We start from the raw sequence: 20,226 nt of genomic DNA on the forward strand, positions 1-20,226 counted from the left end.
TATTTTCGGCACCACTGAGCTTAACTTCTGTGTTCGGTATGGGAACAGGTGGACCCTCAGCGTCATCAACACCAACTGTTTAATTGTGTCCTCACAAGAGAACATTTGGTATTATACAGCATTAAATTGTATTTGTCAACACTTTTTTTGAATTTTTTTAAATTATTGCAAATAAAGCAAAAAGGTAACAATATGCAATACATTTTTTGTTTGTTTTTCACTTTTGATAATTAAAACAAAGTCATATTTTTTGAGGAAATATTGACTTAAAACGAAAAAAGTCGTACAATTAAGAGGAATGGAATGATGATTATGAATAAAGCAAAAGAAATTTTATTTTCGCTTTCGTCCCTCTCGATTTTCAGAGGAATTTTAAACAGAAGCGTACCAAAGGCATATTACAAATTATTAAATTCTATGGACAAAAAGCCCGAGGAGTTTTTAAACGCATACGGCGAGTTTTTCTCTCTTATCAGTGAAAGAGGCTGTAGCAATCGCCTTGCCTATGCATTTACCGAGGCTGCATTGTTTGATGAAAACTGCTTTACAAGAGCTGCGGCTGCCGGTAAGTACAACACACTTCCCGACAATCTTTTAAAAGCCGTAAAGCGTGACTGTCAGGCTATTTTAAATGCTGCTTCACTTACTTCTCAAGAGCTTATTCAGTGCTATTGCGCATCAAATGATTTGGCAACCGTTGCCGATATGGGCTATGTTGCCGAGCATCTTCCAAAATGGGAGTGCGGCGAGTGTGCAGAGAGCTTTAAGATGTTTGACGGTTCGCTTGAAAAGGTAGCTAAGTATTATAAAGAAAACGGCTGCGGTATTTTTGCCCGTTATAAGGCGTTTATTTGGCGTGACGGCGATATTCAGCCTGTTTTGCACCCCGATAAAATCGATATGGATTCATTTACAGGCTACGAAAGACAGCGTGACATCGTTGTCGGCAATACAAAATCCTTTATTGAGGGTAAGGCTTGCAATAACTGCCTGCTTTACGGCGATATGGGTACAGGTAAAAGTTCTACCGTTAAAGCCATTGCAAATGAATTCCGCAAAGACGGCTTGAGAATTGTTGAAATTCCAAAGGAAAGACTTATCGACTTCCCGATTCTGGTTGATAAGATTGCAACTCTGCCTATGAAGTTTATTATATTTATTGATGACCTTTCTTTCCAAAAGCAGGATCAGAGTTACACGACATTGAAAGCGGTGCTTGAGGGCGGTATTGCGGCTCGTCCTGACAATGCGCTTATTTATGCGACATCTAACCGTCGTCATCTTGTTAAGGAAAGCTTTGCCGACCGTACGGATGATGATATCAACACCCGTGATAATATGCAGGAAACACTCTCGCTTTCAGACCGTTTCGGTTTGTCGGTATGTTATTCTGCTCCGTCAAAGAAAGAATTTCTTGACATTGTTTTTGCTCTTGCCAAAGAAAACGGAGTTAATCTTACAGAAGAAGAGCTTGAGGCAGGCGCAGAGCGTTTTGCACTTTCAAGAGGCGGTCGTTCACCGAGATGTGCAAAGCATTATATTGAATCTCTATTTGCTAAATAAACGGAGGTAAATAATGAAGAAAATTGTTTCAGTATTCCTTGCGTCGGCACTTGCTGTTTCAGCTTGTGCGGGACTTGCGGGCTGTAGCGGCGACAATAAAAACTATCCTGTATCTGTTGCGGATATTACTATAGAAACCGAGCCAAAAGATATTGTTGTACTTTCTGACGAAACGGCAGACATTATTTCTTATTTAGGTTATGCCAAAAAAATGGTAGGCAGAAGTGACGAGGTTACTCAAAACTTTTTATCGGTGGCACCGAGTGTGGGTTCGGCTGCAAATCCTGATGTTGAAAAAATCAAATCGTATGCAACCGATATTGTTTTTGCAGATGACACACTTGACGAAAATGCAAAGAAAGAGCTTACCGACGCAGGTATTATGGTGCTAAATGTTGCTTCACCCGAAACCACAACAGAGCTTGAAACCGTGTATCTTACTCTCGGAAAGATTCTTGGCGGTTCTGTTGACGGAGCAAAAACAGGTGAAGATTCTTATAAGGATTTAATTGACACCATGAAAACTTACAAAGCCGAAGTCAACAGCAATGTTTCCAAAACAATTTGCTATTTGTACCTTGAGGGAGATAAGCTCCATACTCTCCACAGCGGAACATACGGCGATATGCTTTTGGGATACACAGGTGCGGTAAATGCCGCTGTAAATGTATCCGAAAGCGAGATTGACACAAAAATTTTAAAGATTGCAAATCCGGATTATATATTGTATGACGATGACGCAACTTTGCAGTTTATTAAGAATGACTCTGACCTTAAGGGATTAAAAGCTGTTAAGAATAAACAAACTCTTATGATTTCACAGGAAGAAATCAGCAGAATGGGTACAACTTCACTTTTTACATTGAATAAGATTATGAACTTTATGTATCCCGACAGACTTAAGAAAAATACGGACGCAACCTCCGAATCGGTTGTTCCGTCAGCCGTTGAGGGTGCAACAACAGCTACAAAATCGGCATCAAATACACAGACAACCACGCAGGCTGCAACAACTGCCGCAAATGCAAACGGTTCGGTTGAAAGCCAATACAAAATAAAGGTAAGCGGTCTTTCACTTAAACTTGACGATGAAAACGATAATGTAAAGGCTATGCAGCAGCGTTTGTTTGACCTCGGTTACATTACAGATAAGGATAATGTGACGGGTTATTACGGCGAAGTTACTCAAAAGGCTGTAAAAGATTTCCAAAAAGCGAGCGGACTTAAACAGTCAGGCACAGCGGATAATAAAACTCTTATAGCACTCTTTAAGAGTGACGCCAAGGCAAAGGCTTAACGCTTTTTCGCTGTTTACAATGTACACAGTTAATTACAGGTCACGATTTTTCGTGACCTGTTTTGGAATTTAAGAAAAATTTTGTGGTTCTTTATCAAAAGTTGGGATAAATTATGGCTTAGCGCACGGGTTAAGCAAAATAATTTAAAAATTCAGGTTAAGCCTTTTTAGGCTGACAAACTTTTTTTCGGGGCGGATAATCCGTTGATTTCAAAGGCTATTGCCCGATTGTTAAAAAATATTTATAAAAGGTAAAAGGAGAAATCAAAATGCAGGGAAAATGGAGAGAAAATCTTATAAAAATAAAACCGTATGTAGCAGGTGAACAGTCAAACGATAAGGATATGATTAAACTTAACGCAAACGAAAATCCCTATCCGCCGTCACCGCAGGTTAAAAAAGTTTTTGAAAAATACGCACAGAACAGTGATGGGCTAAAAAAATATCCTAATTCGGATTCGATAATTTTAAAAGATGCCATTGCTCAAAGATATAATGTAAACAGAAATAATGTATTTGTCGGCAACGGCTCGGATGATGTAATAGCATTGTCTTTTATGGCTTTCTTTAATTCTGATAAGCCGATTTTATATCCTGATATTACCTATTCTTTTTATCCTGTATGGTGTTCGCTTATAAAAATTCCGTACAAGACAATCCCTGTTGACGAAAATTTTGAAATTCACGCCGAAGATTACTATACGGAGAACGGCGGTATTATTATTCCTAACCCGAATGCGCCGACGAGCATTTGCAAACCGCTTGACTTTGTAATCGACATTGTTGAGCATAATCCCGACAGCGTTGTTATTATTGACGAGGCTTATGTTGACTTTGGCGGAGAGTCTGCCGTTGAGCTTACAAAGAAGTACGAAAATCTCCTTGTTACCCAAACTTTTTCAAAATCACGCTCACTCGCAGGTATGCGTATCGGCTTTGCAATCGGCAGTGAAGAGTTGATTGCTACGCTTGAAACCGTTAAAAATTCATACAATTCATATGTTATGGACAGCATTGCACTTGAGGTCGGTACTGCGTCTGTGAATGACGAGGAATACTTTAAGGAATGTGTTAATAAGGTTATCGCTACAAGAGAGAGGGTAAGGGATGAACTCATTACGCTTGGCTTTGATGTAAAAAAGAGCGCAACAAACTTTCTTTTTGCCACGCATAAAGAATATTCCGCAAAAGAAATATTTGAATATCTGAAAACCAAGAAAATTTTTATCAGATATTTTAATGTTCCGAGAATTGATAACTACTTAAGAATTTCTATAGGTACAGATGAAGAAATGGATAAGATGATTGCGGCAATGAAAGAGTTTTTTATATAAGAGAATTTATTAAGTATTTTTTGAAAAACGGGATTTAACCTATAAAATAAAAACATCTGTGTCGGCTTCATTTTTATACAAAATAATTTTTTCTTTGTAACGCAAAAGTCACATTCGTTCGTTAAAATAAATAATGGTACATTGTTTTTGCTCTTGTTTAGCTAAAGCACAGTAAATATTTGAAAAATTACATATAAAAACCAATGTTTTGTATGTTTACTATATGGTAAAATTTTGGTATAATATTTTTTAAAATTCAGAACGGATAAAAATATGAGGTAATATATGAATATTTCAGACAAAAAATCAAGAATTTTTCTTGCTGTTGTCATAGTTTTAAGCCTTGCGCTAAGCACTGTTTTTATGATGAACAAACAGGGCTATCACGAGGATGAGCTTTTGACATATAATCTCGCAAATTCGGCTAATACACTCAAAACTGACGGTGAATGGAACAGCGGTGCCGATTTTATCGACTATCTTTCCGTATCGGACGGTGACCGCTTTAATTATGAACAGGTTTATGAAAATCAAATAATTGACGCTTCTCATCCGCCTTTTTACTACGGACTTGTGCATACTGTATGCTCGCTGTTTCCAAATCAATTTTCAAGATATTTTGCGTTTTCGATAAATGTTCTTGCAATGGCAGGCATTTTGATTATGCTGTTTAAAATCGTAAAGAGAATTACAAAAAATAATCTCTATGCCCTCATAGCGACAGGCGCTTTTGCGTTCAGTATTGCCTGTACTACAATGACTATTTATTTGAGAATGTACGCAACGCTTACATTTTTTGTGCTTTCAATGATTTATATGAACCTGAAAATCTATGAGAGAAAAAATACCGCAAAATTAACTGATTTCTTGATTTTAGGGCTTATAACATTGCTTGGCACGCTTACGCAGTATTACTTCATCTTGTTTGAGGGACTTACAGGTCTTATTATGCTTGTGTTTCAAATTAAGGAAAGAAACATAAAGGATTTAATAAAGTACATAATTACTGCTGTTCTCGGCAGTGCGGCGGCACTTTGTATTTATCCGTACATCATTACGAATGTGCTCGGCGGCAACCGTGGTTTCGGTTCGCTTAGCATTTCAATTGACCCGATTACCGTTGTTACTTATTTTGCGTATAAAATCGGCACATACATTCAGGTGCTTGCCAAAGATGTGTTCTTAAATCAAATATGGCTGCTTGCTCTCTGCAGTGTTGCTCTTATCGGTTTTTGGATTTACCTGCGCTTTGTCAGAAAGGAAAAACTTTCTCGTACCGCATTTATGGCTTTTGTTCCGTCACTTGTTTATTTTGTTGCAATTTCGCTTGTTTCTCCGTTTAACAGCGACCGCTACATTATGGCGTCTTTGCCGATGCTTGTAACTATATTTGTGCTTGCACTTATTAAATTTACAAGAGTTACGGGCAAAAAATGGCTCACAACAGCCGTACCGATTTGCCTTGCGGTTACCTGTGCAATCGGATATATCACTGTAAAGCCGTACTATATGTACGGTGTAAAGACGGAGCTTTACACTCCGCAGACTTCTAAATGCGTATTTGTCGGCACTGCAATGCTGGAGTGGAACAAGAGCATTGACAAGCTTGCAAATTACGATGAAACTATGATTGTTCAGACGGCTGATTTTTCTCCTGCTCTTGCAGATGAACTTGAAGATTTTGCAGAGAAGAGGGGAGTAATTACCAACGGAAAGATTACCGAGTTTATGGACGGTTATATGAATAACGGCAGTGAAAAGAAAAAGACCGACAGTATGCAGGCGCTTAAAACAGATGAAAAGCTTGCAAATGAAAAGGAAATTACAGTTTATATTTCAAGACTTGCCGACAAAGACAAGGTAATTAAGTATATTACAGAGAATACAAAATTCAAGAATTATGACTTGATTTCAAAGGATTACAGCTTTGACGAGTTTTACAATTGGTACGATTACTTTGTGGAAACCGAATCTTATTGTAATGTGTACAAATTTTATTAATAAAGATAAGGATTGCGAAAAATTATGAAAGACAGAAAAGATGCGATTGGATTTGTTTTTTCAGGCGGCGGATTGCAGGGTATTGCGCACATCGGTGCGGTAACCGCTTTATATGAAATTGGTATAAGACCCGAATATGTTTCGGGAACAAGCTCGGGTTCGATTATGGCAATGTTGGTTGCTATGGGGCTTGAACCGAAAGAAATGCACGAGGTAGCAAAAAAATATTGGAAAATTCTTGCCGAAATTGACAACGGACTTATATTCAAGGCACTTGCGCAGTTTATCGTTTATAAAAAAATTCAGAAAAACGGCATAAAAAACGGTGAAATAATTTCTGATGTTGTAAAAGAAGTGCTTGCCTCAAAGGGACTTGAAAATGATTTTAAGTCTTTGCCGATTAATCTTTCTGTCTGTACCGTTGACACAATGACAACAGACGAATGTATTTTTACAACCTATGACGAACACCTTGAGAGAGAGCATATACACTATCTTACAGATGTTCCGCTCGATGTTGCGGTAAGAGCGAGTATGTCGTTTCCTGCAATTTACACAACCTGCCCGTATAAAGAATATGACTTTGTTGACGGCGGTTCAAAGGATAACCTGCCTGTAAGAGTGTTAAAGGATATGGGCGTAGGCAAGGTGCTTGCAATCGGATTTGATATTTTGCAGTATAAACCGGACGCAGGCCTTGACGGACTTATCAAGGTTATATGGCGTGCTCTCGATGTGTATTCAATTGACAGTACCAGAGAATCAATGAAGCTTGCCGACCTCGCCGTGCAGATAAAGAATGAAAATACCGCCCTTTTTTCTATCGACAGTGTTGACGATACTATTCAAGAGGGGTATGATGCAATTATGGCTCATAAGGACGAGATTTTAAAAGTTTTTGGATAAATTAAACGGCTGTTGCGATTTAAGCAACAGCCGTAATTTTTATCTTGTTATCAGATTTTTTATTAAAATTAGATATGAATTTTGATTATCTTTTTAGAAGTTCTTATATGCCGGTATAGCCCGTATTTACAGGCTTTTCCGGCATTTTTCGTATCGGAAGAAACTCACATATATTTTTATATCCGCTTAGGTTTTTGCTTTCAAAAGTAGTAAAGAAGTAGTAAAACCTTGATTTACTACTAAGCTGCTATCCGCAGCATTTCAGCTTTTGCGCTGTCGAAAGTAGCGTGTGCGTAATAGTTCAGCGTCATAGTAATGTTGGAATGTCCCATAATGTACTGTAATGCTTTCGGGTTCATTCCGGCATTTGCCATGTTGGTACAGAACGTATGACGTAAGGTGTGCGGTGTCATTACTTTCGGTAGAGCTTCCTCATGGTACTTGTTGTACTTCTTTGCAAGCCCCCTAAACATACCGTCATAATTGGTAGCTGTTTTCGGGTAGCCGTCCCGGTTGAGGAAAAGGAAGTTGCTGTAACCGTCAATAGTAACAGCTTTTGCACCCCTGCGCCGTTTCAGCACTCGGTTAAATGCTTCATATACTTTTTCGCTCATTGGAATTTGACGAATACCGCTTTTCGTTTTTGGTGTTTCAATGTAATATCCTGTTTCCGCACTTCTTAAAAGTTGGTGGTCTACATTGATTATCCTATTCTCAAAGTTAATGTCAGTATCGGTCAGCCCGCAAAGTTCAGAGATACGAAGCCCTGTCCCAAGCAAAATAATAAGCTCGTCATAATACTTCTGATAAACTTTGTCATTTTGAGCAAAGGACAAAAAACTTTCTTCCTGCGCTGGTGTTAGCGGAACCTTTGGTTCTGTATCATCTTCAATGACAGTGTTTAACTGGAAGTCAAAAGGATTTTTCCTTATGCAATCGTCCTGTATCGCTGTGTAAAAGGCAGCTTTCAAGGAACGCTTGTCATTACTGATAGTCTTATAGGAAATTCCTTTTTCTTTCATGCGGATTGCCCATTCTTTCGCGTCGGACAGCTTCACGCTGTCAATCGGGCAGCCCCCAAGTTTATCTTCTTCCAGTAGCTTCATCAGCCGCTTGCGTCCGTTTTTCGTATTGTACCTTACATTTCCCCGGTGGCGTATCTGCTTTGCATAAAGTTGGCAGACCGTCATTTTCTTGCCTATGGTGTCTATCCCGTCGTCAAGGTCTTTCTGTATCTCTTTTACCTTTTCTCGTAGGGATATATCCTCACGCTTTCCGGCAGGGGTCTTGTCCGTAGGTACTAACTTCCACGCATACACAAACTGCGGATTACCAAAGGTATCTATATATTTGTAAGCATATCTTCCGTCTTTTCTCTGGCTCTCTCCCGACCGCAAAACTCGATTTTTGCTGTCACGTCTTTTCTTTGACATTTTTCAATGCTCCTTTCCAAGACGGAAAGAGCCTTGATATGCTTATCCCATTATAGCACATTCAAGGCTCAATTTCACTATCAGATTGTGTCTATGGTATCAATCATTTTTTCAAACTGTTTGCGCTTGATTTGAATACGGTTGCCGTTCATAATAACCCACCCGGCGGCAGGATTTTCCTCGGCTAATTTACGCAGCTTGTTTTCTCCGATACGGAAGTATTTAGCTGCTTCATCTATCGTAAGCGTGTATTTTTCCCAAATAGGCACGTCGGCGTTACTCATAGTATCGTCCCCCTTTCAATATTAGGAAAAGTGAATAGTAAAAGGGGCTTTAATCGGACGGCTGTTAGCACAACCTCGCGGGAGTTCCACCCCTGCCCGTTAAGGCAGCTCTACCCAATGCCTGCGACGCTTTTAACGCTCGGACTATGGCTATAAAGGCTTGTCTACCCTTAGTGCGTGTCGTCGCCCACAAGCCGCTACACTTGTTCCCCGGCGTGGTGGTCGCTCGACTTTCTCCAATAGAAGAAAAGCGTCATGGCGCACCTGCCGTATGGCTCAACGCAAAAAGGACGTATCCGATTTGCCCTATACTGCGTCGCCGTTATCTTGCGTCGCTTTCTTTGTCAAAGAGCAAGCAAGGTCAAGTCAACAGGCAGCGGAAAGGGGGACGCTGCTTGTGGTTATCTCAAACCTTGAATGAAAGGACAGCCCGCATAAGACGCGAACGCAAGCGGTCGCGTATATCCTCATCTATGCCCCAATAGATATTTCCGCGCTCATCACGCAGCTTTCGCATAGACAGGGACGCTATGTAGCTTTCGTAATGCTGTACGACAATGTTCATAGCTTCCGGGTCGCCCTTAGTAGCGGCTATGATTACCGGGTAAGGCAACAAGCCGCGTTCGTCCTGTTCTGATTTACTAATCTGTGCAGTCATAGGCTTTTTCCTCCAAATAGCGTTTTAACAGCTTCATTGAGCTTGTCCGGCGGGACTGTACCGTTGTCCTTGACAGATTACAAAACTTTGCAATCTCGCGTTCGCTCATGTCAAAGAAATAATACAGCAGTACGGTTTCCCGCTTTTCTTCCGGCAAACTGTGCAGGGCTTCGGCAAGCAGCTTCGCAGTAATTTCTTTGCCGCCGACAACGAAAGACTGTTCTGCTTCATCATCTGCAAAATACTCGTCGCAGACGTAGAGCTGTTTTTCTTCCAGTGGCGACAGGTCAGAAAAAGTAACCTCGCGTAATTGTCGCTGCTTTGTGTCCCTGTGGGCATTCATAGCTTCTCGCTTCAACGCCAGTTTGCAAAAGCCGTTAAAAGCACAACGGATTTGCCATTGGGTACGAATAGGCTCGTTCATGTTCTCACCTCCTTTCGCTGCCGCGAAAGCGGTGGAGTTTGAAATGTCCCCTTTCGTAAACCCTCAAACCAACGCACTTCAAAATGGACGTTGGTTTTAGAAATTTTTTGAAAAAGTTTTTTGATAAAATACAAAATGCGCCCGTCTGCAAATTGCAGACAGGCGCAAAGGAATTATCAAAAGTATATGTATGATTTGTGAGTTCATCTATGTAGCCAGAATAACCCGTTGGCGGGTAATGGCTTTTTTTGATAACAGTCTATTAGGGCATAGGAAAAAGGACATGACGATACCTCCTTGATACCGCCATGTCTTTATCTAGTAGGAGAGTTATCGTTAGAATTTAGATAGATAAAAAGAAACGGCGGCTCTGAAAATCAAAGCCGCCGAAATAGAATAGGCGCGTGAAAACCTGTCTGCGTTGCGACGGCTTTTTTTCTTTGCCGTCGTCCGGCAGATGTTCTATACTATGTCAATTTCAAAAATTTCTCATTATCCTTTATTACTTTTTTGTTTTGTCTTATGTAAAAGCAGGATAACCAAAACAGAAATAGCTATACTGCATAGAATATATGTCCAATTAAAATATGATAGATTTATTAAATTCTGTGCTGATTGATTTTTAATGAAGTTTGTATATGGTGCGTTACTCTTAATCGCTTCCATAACTCCTACAACATTTATCGGTCTTAAATTGTATAAGTACGCACCAAATAAATATATTGCTGCTTTTTCAACAACCGACGGTATTAAAATAGCCAATGCAGCAAGCCATAATTGACATTGCTTGTGGGATTTCTGTAAATATAACGCCCCAAAAAGATAGGGCAATATCGCAAGGCAACAGCCCAAGAGGACAATATTCTGATGAAGCCCAAAGAGGGCAAAGAATATGCGGATAAAAAGATACGTTCCAAATATAATTAACCAATCAATGAGCAAGCTTTTTATTGGCGTGTGCTTTTTTACTATTTCATTCTGTAACTGCATTTCACTACCTCCCAAATAGACGTTACACTTTTGGAAACGTCAAGGTTACGGTTGTTCCACCGTATGAATTGTTTTTAAGCTCCACCGTGATAAATAAGTCAGTTGCCATTTTCTGAACAAGGTATAAGCCCATACCTGTAGAACGACTAAGGTAACTGCCCGTATCTCCGGTAAACCCCTTGTCGAAAACAAAGGGTAAGTCAGACAATGGTATGCTTGTGCCGTTGTCTTTGATAGATAAAGAAATCTGTTCACTATTCATACTATCAGCTATGGAAAATATGAGCCGTGGGGCAAGGTTGTTTCCCACATATTTCACACTATTACTGATTATCTGTCCTAAAATGAACATCAGACCTTTTTTGTCAGAAATCACTTGATAATCGTTTTCGGTATATTCAATAGAAAATCCGGCTTCTTCAAGAAGCGTTAAATTATCTTCAACTGCTTCACGGCAAGTTCCAAGAATTGAAAGCGACTCAAAAGAGTAATCCTTATGTGTAGCCCCAAGCCTTGAAAAGTATAGAATTTGTTCTATATCCTGTCGGGTATGGTCGCGTACATAAAGCATACGAGTATGAACCAAAGGGGACATTTCATCTTTTCGATTATCCAGTAGCAAGGTCATAAGGGATAGTGGTTTTTTGATTTCATGCACCCAATTTTCAACATAGTGTTCATAGTCTGTAACTGTAATTTTCTGTTCGTTGATATATTCTTGCTGCGTCCTCAAATGTTTTCCCAATTCACAGATAAGAGGGCGTATTACAGCGGGAACAGCTTCACACAGTAAGTATTCGTTGGTATCGTCCGGCTCTAATAGAAAACGCCGAAAAATAGCGTCTGCCTTGTTACGTTTTCTGATTGATATAGCAAGAGGAATAGCAAGTGCGGCAAATGACACAAAAATTATCAATGCAGCATAATTTATAAAATAATCAGGGTTAGCCAACCAAGCAAGAAATATAAAGAACAAGTCCAAACAGGCAAGTGTAATAATCCATACCCGGTTAGAGGAAATATAGATTAAAAGTATTTTCAACTTATTCATAAGCGCACCTGCTCTTTCAAGCGGTAGCCTTGACCGCGCACTGTTTCTATACGTTCTTCAAGACCAAATTCACGAAGCGTTTTTCGCAGCCGAGTAAAATTTACTTGTAATGCATTTTCGTCTATAAATTCTTCTGTTCCCCATAGTCTAATGCATAATTCTTTTTTAGAAACAATCTTAGGGCTATTTTTCAAGAGAGCAAGTAATATTTTTCCTTCGTTCGGTGGCATAAGGTAAGAGCTATTCCCTACATAAATTGTAAAGGTATTCGGGTCAAGTAAAAAAACACCTCCATCAAGTAACCCTTGCTGTACCTGTTCTTCTTTACGTCGAAGAAGATTTTTAATTCGGGCAAGTAAACGTGACATATTACAAGGTTTTGTTAAATAGTCATCAGCCCCCAAGTCTAATGCGTGCAGTTCGTCCTGCAATTTATCTCTTGCAGTCAATACGAGTACCGTACCAATCTGTTTAGCTTTCAACTCTTTACATATTTCAAAACCCGAACGAAAGGGAAGATTGATGTCAAGCAAAATTAAGTCGGGAAAATATGCTGCTATTTCTGATACTGCGTTTTCAAAATCCGATAATCCAATCGTATCATATCCCGATTTTTCTAATAAGTTCAACAGTTCTTCTCGCATATAAACATCATCTTCAACCACAACTATCTTTGCCAATATGTCCGCCTCCTTTCCCATAATATTTATAAGCCTGTTAAGAATTGGGCTTGTAATTGAGCTTTCCTATTTCACGATTAGCTGTTCGAGCAACAGCCACACCGTAAATTACCATAACAAGAACAACAATAACAGCCATAGCAATTAAAAGAGGATAGGACTGTTCAAGGTGTGCCGCTCCTGAATATAAATATAGCTGCATGGCATATATCCCTACTGCTCCGCTGATACACGCTAATATAAGAGGAAGCAGGAAATACCATAATACTTGTTGGTTGATAGAACGCTTAATTTGTTCACGTCGTGCTCCTAAAATAGAGAGTGTTAGATACCTTGATTTTGTAGTTTGCATTTGCGTCAAGAATTGCAGGGCAAGTAATGCACACGCAATAATCAAAAACATAAATCCCATGTATAGTGTTGTATAACTTCCGGAAATAACATAAAATAATTGTCGCCCAAAATTATTAAGATAGCTTTCGTAATATAGACCAGATGGTTTTAACAAATCACGAGCTTCCATAATCGGTAACATTAAACCTTTTGTTTCAACAAGTTCATTAGGAATACAAAAGTTCCAATAAACCATACAAGTGTCTGAATTTACAAATTCTGAATATATCTCATCTGAAACAATCAATGCAGTTATAATCTTGATATTTTCATCTGCGGTCAACCCTTTCATCGGTACAGAGGGAACAAGATAAAATGGTCTTTCGTTGATAGAAAGCAACGCTTCATTATTCGCCTGTGCGTCTGCTGCAATTTGATTTAACAGTGTAACCGTTTCATCTTGAGCATTACCTAAAAAATCTGGGTTGAGATAATAGACAACTTCATTGTTCCCAAGGCTAATCTGTTTTTCTCCCGCGGCATCCAATAACCGATTATAGGAAGATACAGGAAGCAAATAAGGAGAAGAACTACCAGTATCAATAAGACCTAAAAGGTTTAAGGCAGCAGGTTGGTCGGAGCCAAAACTATACATACCATCTTCTTGTGTGGCAGGGTCTACTACATCTTGAGGTAAATGCTGCACGATTTGTTTCCTAAATTTCGACCAATCAACAGGAGAACTTATCCCATCCGAAGCAGTGGATTTTATATTTCCTATTTCCATACGGTTCAGATTTGATACATAAGGACGAATTTGTTCGTTGGAAAGATACTTCTCAACAACTTGGTCGTTGCCCATTACAGTAAAGTCATAAACAGAAGTACCTCGTGTCAATTCACTTCCATATGACATTATGCGCACTGAGCCGTCGGTAATTAACATAATAGTAAGCATCATCAGAATGGACGCTACGCTGATTGAAATATATTTATTAACGACATTTTCATGCAACTGCCGTAAAGTAAATACATAAAGTCCTCTTGTGGCTTTGTGTTTTATAGAAGCTGCCCATATACTCAAAATTCTTGCAAGTCCTCGAATAAATAGAATTGTTCCGATAATTCCAAGTAAAACGGCAATAAGCAGCATTGCCCCACTCGCAGCCATAAAATGCTCTACAACAATCCAGTACGCGACAAGCAAAATTACGGTGCCTATAGCAAACGATACGAAACTTACATATGGATTCCCTGTGCGTTGCTTTTTCGCCATCTCTCCATAAACAAGTTGATGTAGCTCTTTACGGAACAGCTTTCCGCATAGAACAAACAATGCTACAAACTGAATAATCAAGAAGCCTAACGATGTGAAAATAGCGGCACTTACAGAAAAACTTAATTGGTGTGTAATGATACCATGCCCTACTAAACGCGCGGTTGTAAGACTTATAGCTTCGGATAAAAAGCCACCGCATACAAGCCCTCCTAAAAGAGCTAAAAACGACGTGATTAGCCCCTCTGTCATTATTTGAATAAATAATTTAATCTTTGTCATTCCAAACATCAAATAAAGCCCCAGTTCTCGACTACGACATTCAAGTTGATATTTGTTTGCAAATACTACGAGAAAGAACACAAATAATAAAGCACAAAGATAAACCGTCGGTAAAAGATTAGTAAGCAACCGTTCTACTGCGTCGCTCTCAATTTCACTTAAAAAACGTATTACGTCCTGTTGTCCAAGAGAAAGCACTATATAAAACATTGCTACGGCTGTTATCATTGTCAGAAAATAAATTAGGTTTTCGCTACGGCTCCGTTTGGCGTTTCGCCATGTGAGATTAAAGAACATTTGCACTTCCTCCCCCCATTTGAGCCATCACTTGTAAAATACGTGCATAAAAATCTTCCTGTGTTTCATTTGGAATTTTACGACGTAACTCATGGAAAATAACACCGTCTTGAATGAACAAAATACGAGAACAGAAACTCGCGGCGTTAGGGTCATGCGTGACCATTAGGATTGTGCGTCCACGCCTAAGATTGATTTCCTGTAACTTCTCCATGAGTAAACGTGCTGATTTTGTATCTAATGCACCTGTAGGTTCATCAGCCAAAATAATATCGGGGTCAGAAATCAAACTACGTGCAGCAGCTACGCGTTGTTTTTGACCGCCCGACATTTGTGACGGAAATTTAGAAAGAACGTCTGTAATTCCAAGAAAATCTGCTATATCTTTTAGCTTTTTTTCCGCTGTAACAATGTCAATATTATGAATTGATAAAGGCAATATAATATTTTCTTTACCAGTTAGATTATCAAGTAAAGCAAAATCTTGAAATAGATAACCAATCTTGTTGCCACGATATTCAGCCAACTTCGTGCCATCAAAAGAGCTTATATTGGCACCTGAAAGTAAAATTTGTCCAGAGGTTGGTTTAATGACCGTAGCAATACAATTCAACAATGTTGTTTTTCCAGAACCGCTGGCTCCCATAATTCCCAAATATTCGCCATTCAGAACATCAAAGGTAATTCCGTTTAGTGCTTTTGTTGGAACCCCCTCTTTGGAATATGCTTTGTGCAAGTCGCGTACTTCTAATAGTTTTTTTGTATCATTCATATCTCACACCTCACATTTTTTGCTTACGCTTATCTTACGAATATAATTTTACTGCATAAGAAGCAACCACACCACTTACAGTTGTTGTAAGGTTTATTTGTTTGTTTATTGTATCTGCATTTTATGTTGTTTCTTTCTCATATCAAAAGGTTTTTCCGCGTTTTTTGGTATCAGCCACATATACCCCAGTTTTGAAACGCCCGGTATGCGATTTTCGCTACAAAGTATCTGTACTCGTCTTTCAGAAATTCCCCATTTCTTTGCCGCTTCGGGACAAGACATATATTCCATAATCAAAACGCCCTTTCCTCAAATTTTACCAGTATAATTATACTCGGATAGCCGAATAATATCAAGTATATGATATGCTCTATTTCAGTCAATAATGTGCTGTGTGTAATCATATCTCGAAAGGAAGATGAAATATACAATGTAGTTGGGTGAAATGACTATGAAGCAGAACAAAGAAAAATTTGATTTTAAGGCTTTCGGGCAAGCCATTAAAGCAGCAAGAAAAGCAAAGGGAATATCACGCAATCAGTTAGCCGATACGCTGAATATTGCGCCCCGATATATCGCGTCCATTGAGAACAGCGGGCAGCACCCAAGTTTACAGATTTTATATGAGCTTGTAACCCTGCTTGATGTATCAGTAGACCAGTTCTTTTTCCCGGAACGGGAACAGGAGAAATCCACGCGCCGCCGTCAGCTCGATACTATGCTTGACGGTATGAGCGAAAAAGATTTGAAAATCCTGTCTGCTACTGCAAAAGGAATAGAGGAAGCCAACAACGACGAAACGGGGGAATAAAGTTCTCTCGTTTTTGTTTATATAGAGTGATTGAAACGTCGCAGATTGCGGCGTTTTTCTTTTGGGAAAGTTCGTCAAATTTGCCGTTCCCGGTGTTGTAGGTAGTAAGGGATAAAGTTTCGTAGCAAGCATAGGAAAAGAGTACCCTTTTCCGTATTTTCGCCCTCCCGTCCTGCGGTGCGTCGGTTGAAAATTGCTTGTTGGGAAGTGTCCCAAACCCTCGGAATGGAAAGGAGCGATTGCATGAACGGACGCAAAAGAAAAATACAAATCAAATTCTATGTAACAGAGGAAGAAAGGGCATTGATTGAACAGAAAATGAAGCTTGTCCCTACCCGGAACATGGCGGCGTATCTTCGCAAGATTGCCATTGACGGGTATATCATTCAGACAGACCATAGCGATATAAAAGGCATGACAGCAGAGATACAGAAAATCGGGGTCAACATCAATCAGATTGCAAAGCGTGTCAATGCGACAGGCAGCGTTTACCAAGAGGACATAGAGGAAATAAAGGGGGTGCTTGCGGAGATATGGCGGTTACAAAGATTAAGCCTATTAAAAGCACGTTGAGCAAAGCCATTGACTATATCCAAAACCCGGATAAAACAGACGGGAAAATGCTTGTGTCCTCCTTTGGGTGCAGCTATGAAACGGCAGATATTGAGTTTGGATTTACGCTTGCACAAGCCATAGATAAGGGAAACAATCTCGCCCACCATTTGATACAGTCCTTTGAGCCGGGAGAAGTAGATTATGAGAAAGCCCACGAAATCGGAAAGCAGCTTGCCGACGCGGTAACAAAGGGACAGCATGAATACGTCTTAACTACCCACATAGACAAAGGGCATATCCATAACCATATCATTTTTTGTGCGGTCAATTTTGTTGACTACCATAAGTACAATTCCAATAAGCGCAGTTACTACGGCATACGGAACATGAGCGATAAGCTGTGCCGGGAAAACGGGCTGTCTGTTGTCGTTCCGGGCAAAGGCAGCAAGGGAAAAAGCTATGCAGAATATCAAGCGGAAAAGGTCGGTACAAGTTGGAAAGGCAAGCTGAAAATTGCCGTTGATACGCTTATCCCCCAAGTAGCAAGTTTTGAAGAATTGTTGCAGCGGTTACAGGCAGCGGGTTATGAGATAAAGCCGGGAAAATATATCTCCTGCCGCGCTCCCGGACAGGAACGCTTTACCCGTCTGAAAACTCTCGGTACAGATTATACAGAGGAAGCCATAAGAGAACGGATAGAGGGCAAACGCACAAAGGCAGCGAAAGCTCCCAAAGAGCAGCGCGGCGTATCGCTGCTTATTGACATTGAAAACAGTATCAAGGCACAAGAGAGCCGGGGCTATGAACAGTGGGCGAAAATCCATAATCTGAAACTGGCTGCAAAGACTATGAATTTCTTGACAGAACATAAGATTGAGCAGTACGCAGATTTAGTCAGCCGGATTGAGGAAGTAAATGCGGAAAATGAAAAGACAGCAGACGCATTAAAGAGCGTGGAAAAGCGTCTTGCAGATATGGCGGTGCTGATGAAGCACGTTACTACCTACCAAAAGACAAAACCTGTCTATGAAGCATACCGCAGGGCAAAGGATAAGGACGCATACCGGGCAAAGCAGGAAAGCAGTCTGATACTCCATGAAGCGGCAGTAAAGACACTGAAAGCGGCGGGCGTTACTAAACTCCCCAATCTTGCCGCCATGCAGGAAGAATACGGGAAACTACAAGCGCAAAAAGAAGCCCTTTACGCTGATTATGGCAAGCTGAAAAAACAGGTCAAGGAATACGACGTTATCAAACAGAACATAGACAATATTTTGCGGCAAGGCAAAGAGCCGGAACGGAAGAAAGGAAAGGAACGGGAATAATTATGAAAATGGTTGGTATTACACCATGTTACAGAATAACATTAGAAAATGGCAGTTATGGCGTAGAAACTTATATTAACGCAGACAGTAAAATCCAAATTACTTTTGAGGACGGAAATACACTTATCGGATATATAGAATGTGTGGAATATGGAACTTATTCCGATGAAAATGATACTCTGGTTATAAGGGGAGAGAATGGAGAGCTGTATATCCTATTGGAAAACCGAATAAAGGATATAGAAGAACTGCACGAATAAAGTAAAAGAACAGGGCGCAGACAGCCAACAAAAGACTGTCCGTGCCCTGTTTTATGTAGGTGCGTTTTTGGTATCTGTTACGCAATAGAACGTCATTTTTAGGGGATAAGGTATAAAACCCTTGCCGCGTCATTTTCAAGCACTGAAAGCCCCGTAAATCAAGGCTTTTTTTGCCCCTACTACGTAACAAGGGCGCGCCGTTTTCTCATGCGCTCCGCTGCCTGTCTGCGGGTAATACGCTTCCGGCAGTCCGGGCAGTATTTGACGCTGTTAGAGGTGGACGCAAAAGAAGTTCCGCACTCGGTACAACGCTTTTTATCCTCGGTCTTGAAAAGCTCTGCATACAGCAGCTTATCAAGGGGCAATACGGCGGTCTGAAACCATTTGCAAAGAAGCGAATAGGAAATAAGCTGCGGGCAGACACATTCCTCCCCGTCGTCCAGTAAAATACAGTGTCCGTTATCGCAGTTGCAGCACTCCTTTTTTATAAGGCTGTTGACTTTCCGGCTTTGGGGTGGTGTAAGCCGCTTTATCCCGGTCATACCTCATCAGCGGCGAAAATAGCAAGCTCCGCATACTCATTTTCTGTCAGAGGTGCGATTTTCGCAAGGGTGCGTTTCGCCAGTTCCCGCATATCCTCGTCCATGAACGGCAGCGCAGCGTTGATGTTTTCTGTAAGCCCACGTTTGCCGTCCTCATTGTAAATGCTCAACAGGTTTGTTTCTTCAACTGTCAGTCTAATCATGCTCATACCTCCAATTCGTGATTTTTTGATTTTACAGCCGCCTTTTTCGGGGCGGCTTTTCTTTTGTCAGCGGCAAGCTGCGCCCGGATTGAGGGGCGCACCCTGCGAATATCTGTGCCCCGGTTTTCATTTTTATCAATCAAGGCGTATGTTCCATGTCTGCCCTCGATTTTGGAAAAGGAAAGTGTCTTATAGGGCAACATGGAAAACAGACGGTCGGTGTCCTTAGAGGACGCAAGCTGCATAAATGTCGGGGACAGCTCCACCATGAAATGTGTCCTATTAGGGCTATTGGGCGTGTCCCTGCGCTTCATTTCCTGCACAATGCGCCGCGCTTCGGCTTCAATCAGCCCAGCACGCAGGGCGGCGGTATGTTCCTTGAAGTCGCCCGGTGTCAGTTTATCCCGTTTTTGCTTTTCTTCCCGTAAAAGGAATTGTAGCGCGTCCGGGTCGTTGGGTACTGCTTCAAAGTGTTCAAACTTCCCTAAAGAAGTATCGGGATTTCCGTTAAAATGCTGTCCGGCGGGTATCTCCCTTGTCCCATGCTCATAAATCAACTTGACTGTGTCGGCGGCAAGCGCATTGTCCTTAACGCGCTCATACTGCCTTGCATAGTCAAGCTCATAAAGATTGCCTTTGATTTTCCCGCGCTCCCTGCCCGTCAGCTCGACGGCATAGGCAAGAACGCGGTCGCAGGTCTGCTCTTTGTAAAAACACCATGTATTGTGGGCGGCGGTATCCTTTAGGAACACGTCGCGCTCCTTAAAACAATGCGTCCCGGACGGGCGGCAAAACCATAGCAGCGTCTTATCCTCTCTGTTAGGGCTTGCCGCTGCTTTTGCGATAATCTCCTTGTCAATGTCAAAATCACTTTGGAAAAATCCTGTATTCTGCCGCATGATAGCGTCAAGAGAAGCGAAAATATCCACGTTTTCAAACTTATTCATGC

The 20,226-nt window shown here is 40.7% G+C and carries 22 protein-coding genes and 1 rRNA gene; 9 read left to right on the top strand and 14 right to left on the bottom strand.

The features are described 5' to 3' along the window. Window positions 1-76, bottom strand: a 5S ribosomal RNA gene (gene rrf, locus I2E21_RS05725); the annotation flags it as partial. A 227-nt stretch (window positions 77-303) separates the two neighbouring features. On the opposite strand from rrf, the gene I2E21_RS05730 reads away from it, so the two are divergent. The 5 genes from I2E21_RS05730 to I2E21_RS05750 all read left to right on the top strand — a co-directional run bounded on the left by I2E21_RS05730 (window position 304) and on the right by I2E21_RS05750 (window position 7,101). Then, window positions 304-1,563 (top strand): ATP-binding protein, encoded by a 1,260-nt coding sequence (locus tag I2E21_RS05730; RefSeq protein WP_022234321.1) that lies wholly within the window; start codon window positions 304-306, stop codon window positions 1,561-1,563. 13 nt (window positions 1,564-1,576) lie between these two features. Further along, complete coding sequence (locus I2E21_RS05735; RefSeq protein ID WP_195410698.1) at window positions 1,577-2,860, top strand: peptidoglycan-binding protein; 1,284 nt, start codon at window positions 1,577-1,579, stop codon at window positions 2,858-2,860. Between the two features lie 269 nt (window positions 2,861-3,129). Beyond that, the gene (gene hisC, locus I2E21_RS05740; protein WP_195410699.1) at window positions 3,130-4,194 is read left to right on the top strand and encodes a histidinol-phosphate transaminase; all 1,065 of its coding nucleotides are present in this window, start codon (window positions 3,130-3,132) and stop codon (window positions 4,192-4,194) included. A 285-nt stretch (window positions 4,195-4,479) separates the two neighbouring features. Continuing rightward, the gene (locus I2E21_RS05745; protein ID WP_195410700.1) at window positions 4,480-6,195 is read left to right on the top strand and encodes a hypothetical protein; all 1,716 of its coding nucleotides are present in this window, start codon (window positions 4,480-4,482) and stop codon (window positions 6,193-6,195) included. 24 nt (window positions 6,196-6,219) lie between these two features. Next, the gene (locus tag I2E21_RS05750; RefSeq protein WP_195410701.1) at window positions 6,220-7,101 is read left to right on the top strand and encodes a patatin-like phospholipase family protein; all 882 of its coding nucleotides are present in this window, start codon (window positions 6,220-6,222) and stop codon (window positions 7,099-7,101) included. 239 nt (window positions 7,102-7,340) lie between these two features. Here the strand turns inward: I2E21_RS05750 and I2E21_RS05755 are convergent, their stop codons facing one another. From I2E21_RS05755 to I2E21_RS05800, 10 genes are all read right to left on the bottom strand, one after another. Next, window positions 7,341-8,534: a site-specific integrase gene (locus I2E21_RS05755; protein ID WP_002610375.1), complete on the bottom strand. Its 1,194-nt coding sequence runs from the start codon at window positions 8,532-8,534 to the stop codon at window positions 7,341-7,343. Window positions 8,535-8,614: 80 nt separating this feature from the next. Continuing rightward, window positions 8,615-8,818, bottom strand: a complete 204-nt coding sequence (locus I2E21_RS05760; protein WP_002610370.1) for an excisionase — start codon at window positions 8,816-8,818, stop codon at window positions 8,615-8,617. Between the two features lie 406 nt (window positions 8,819-9,224). Further along, the gene (locus I2E21_RS05765; protein ID WP_002610366.1) at window positions 9,225-9,476 is read right to left on the bottom strand and encodes a helix-turn-helix domain-containing protein; all 252 of its coding nucleotides are present in this window, start codon (window positions 9,474-9,476) and stop codon (window positions 9,225-9,227) included. Beyond that, window positions 9,460-9,900, bottom strand: coding sequence for a sigma-70 family RNA polymerase sigma factor (locus tag I2E21_RS05770; protein ID WP_002610364.1), 441 nt, complete (start codon window positions 9,898-9,900; stop codon window positions 9,460-9,462). Before I2E21_RS05770 ends, I2E21_RS05765 begins: the two co-directional genes overlap by 17 nt. Before the next feature lie 492 nt (window positions 9,901-10,392). Further along, window positions 10,393-10,890: a hypothetical protein gene (locus I2E21_RS05775; RefSeq protein ID WP_002610362.1), complete on the bottom strand. Its 498-nt coding sequence runs from the start codon at window positions 10,888-10,890 to the stop codon at window positions 10,393-10,395. 22 nt (window positions 10,891-10,912) lie between these two features. Continuing rightward, on the bottom strand, window positions 10,913-11,941 hold the full coding sequence (locus I2E21_RS05780; RefSeq protein ID WP_002610358.1) for a sensor histidine kinase: 1,029 nt from the start codon (window positions 11,939-11,941) through the stop codon (window positions 10,913-10,915). After that, window positions 11,938-12,642 (bottom strand): response regulator transcription factor, encoded by a 705-nt coding sequence (locus I2E21_RS05785; protein ID WP_195410702.1) that lies wholly within the window; start codon window positions 12,640-12,642, stop codon window positions 11,938-11,940. The genes I2E21_RS05780 and I2E21_RS05785 overlap by 4 nt, the downstream gene beginning before the upstream one ends. A gap of 16 nt (window positions 12,643-12,658) precedes the next feature. Next, entirely contained in the window at window positions 12,659-14,809 is a 2,151-nt protein-coding gene (locus tag I2E21_RS05790; RefSeq protein ID WP_195410703.1) for an FtsX-like permease family protein, read from the bottom strand. Continuing rightward, the gene (locus I2E21_RS05795; protein WP_002610352.1) at window positions 14,799-15,581 is read right to left on the bottom strand and encodes an ABC transporter ATP-binding protein; all 783 of its coding nucleotides are present in this window, start codon (window positions 15,579-15,581) and stop codon (window positions 14,799-14,801) included. Before I2E21_RS05795 ends, I2E21_RS05790 begins: the two co-directional genes overlap by 11 nt. A 105-nt stretch (window positions 15,582-15,686) precedes the next feature. After that, window positions 15,687-15,872, bottom strand: coding sequence for a helix-turn-helix domain-containing protein (locus I2E21_RS05800; protein WP_003533355.1), 186 nt, complete (start codon window positions 15,870-15,872; stop codon window positions 15,687-15,689). A gap of 160 nt (window positions 15,873-16,032) precedes the next feature. Between I2E21_RS05800 and I2E21_RS05805 the strand changes: the two genes are divergently transcribed. The 4 genes from I2E21_RS05805 (at window position 16,033) to I2E21_RS05820 (ending at window position 18,532) form a co-directional block, all read left to right on the top strand. Continuing rightward, entirely contained in the window at window positions 16,033-16,392 is a 360-nt protein-coding gene (locus tag I2E21_RS05805; RefSeq protein WP_286439335.1) for a helix-turn-helix transcriptional regulator, read from the top strand. Between the two features lie 243 nt (window positions 16,393-16,635). Next, window positions 16,636-16,965 (top strand): plasmid mobilization relaxosome protein MobC, encoded by a 330-nt coding sequence (gene mobC / locus I2E21_RS05810; protein WP_002610348.1) that lies wholly within the window; start codon window positions 16,636-16,638, stop codon window positions 16,963-16,965. Continuing rightward, entirely contained in the window at window positions 16,926-18,272 is a 1,347-nt protein-coding gene (locus tag I2E21_RS05815; RefSeq protein ID WP_195410704.1) for a relaxase/mobilization nuclease domain-containing protein, read from the top strand. The genes mobC and I2E21_RS05815 overlap by 40 nt, the downstream gene beginning before the upstream one ends. A 2-nt stretch (window positions 18,273-18,274) precedes the next feature. Further along, the gene (locus I2E21_RS05820) at window positions 18,275-18,532 is read left to right on the top strand and encodes a hypothetical protein (RefSeq protein ID WP_002610344.1); all 258 of its coding nucleotides are present in this window, start codon (window positions 18,275-18,277) and stop codon (window positions 18,530-18,532) included. Between the two features lie 179 nt (window positions 18,533-18,711). On the opposite strand, the gene I2E21_RS05825 is transcribed toward I2E21_RS05820, so the two are convergent. From I2E21_RS05825 to I2E21_RS05835, 3 genes are read right to left on the bottom strand one after another with little or no spacing between them, the layout of a single operon-like run. Next, the gene (locus I2E21_RS05825; RefSeq protein ID WP_002610343.1) at window positions 18,712-19,074 is read right to left on the bottom strand and encodes a cysteine-rich VLP domain-containing protein; all 363 of its coding nucleotides are present in this window, start codon (window positions 19,072-19,074) and stop codon (window positions 18,712-18,714) included. Beyond that, the gene (locus I2E21_RS05830; RefSeq protein ID WP_002610341.1) at window positions 19,071-19,277 is read right to left on the bottom strand and encodes a transposon-transfer assisting family protein; all 207 of its coding nucleotides are present in this window, start codon (window positions 19,275-19,277) and stop codon (window positions 19,071-19,073) included. Before I2E21_RS05830 ends, I2E21_RS05825 begins: the two co-directional genes overlap by 4 nt. A gap of 2 nt (window positions 19,278-19,279) precedes the next feature. Beyond that, window positions 19,280-20,224 (bottom strand): hypothetical protein, encoded by a 945-nt coding sequence (locus tag I2E21_RS05835; protein ID WP_055153478.1) that lies wholly within the window; start codon window positions 20,222-20,224, stop codon window positions 19,280-19,282. Between the last annotated feature and the right edge of the window lie 2 nt (window positions 20,225-20,226).

It is taken from the genome of Ruminococcus sp. BSD2780120874_150323_B10, assembly GCF_015553695.1.
Taxonomy (GTDB): domain Bacteria; phylum Bacillota; class Clostridia; order Oscillospirales; family Acutalibacteraceae; genus Ruminococcoides; species Ruminococcoides intestinale_A.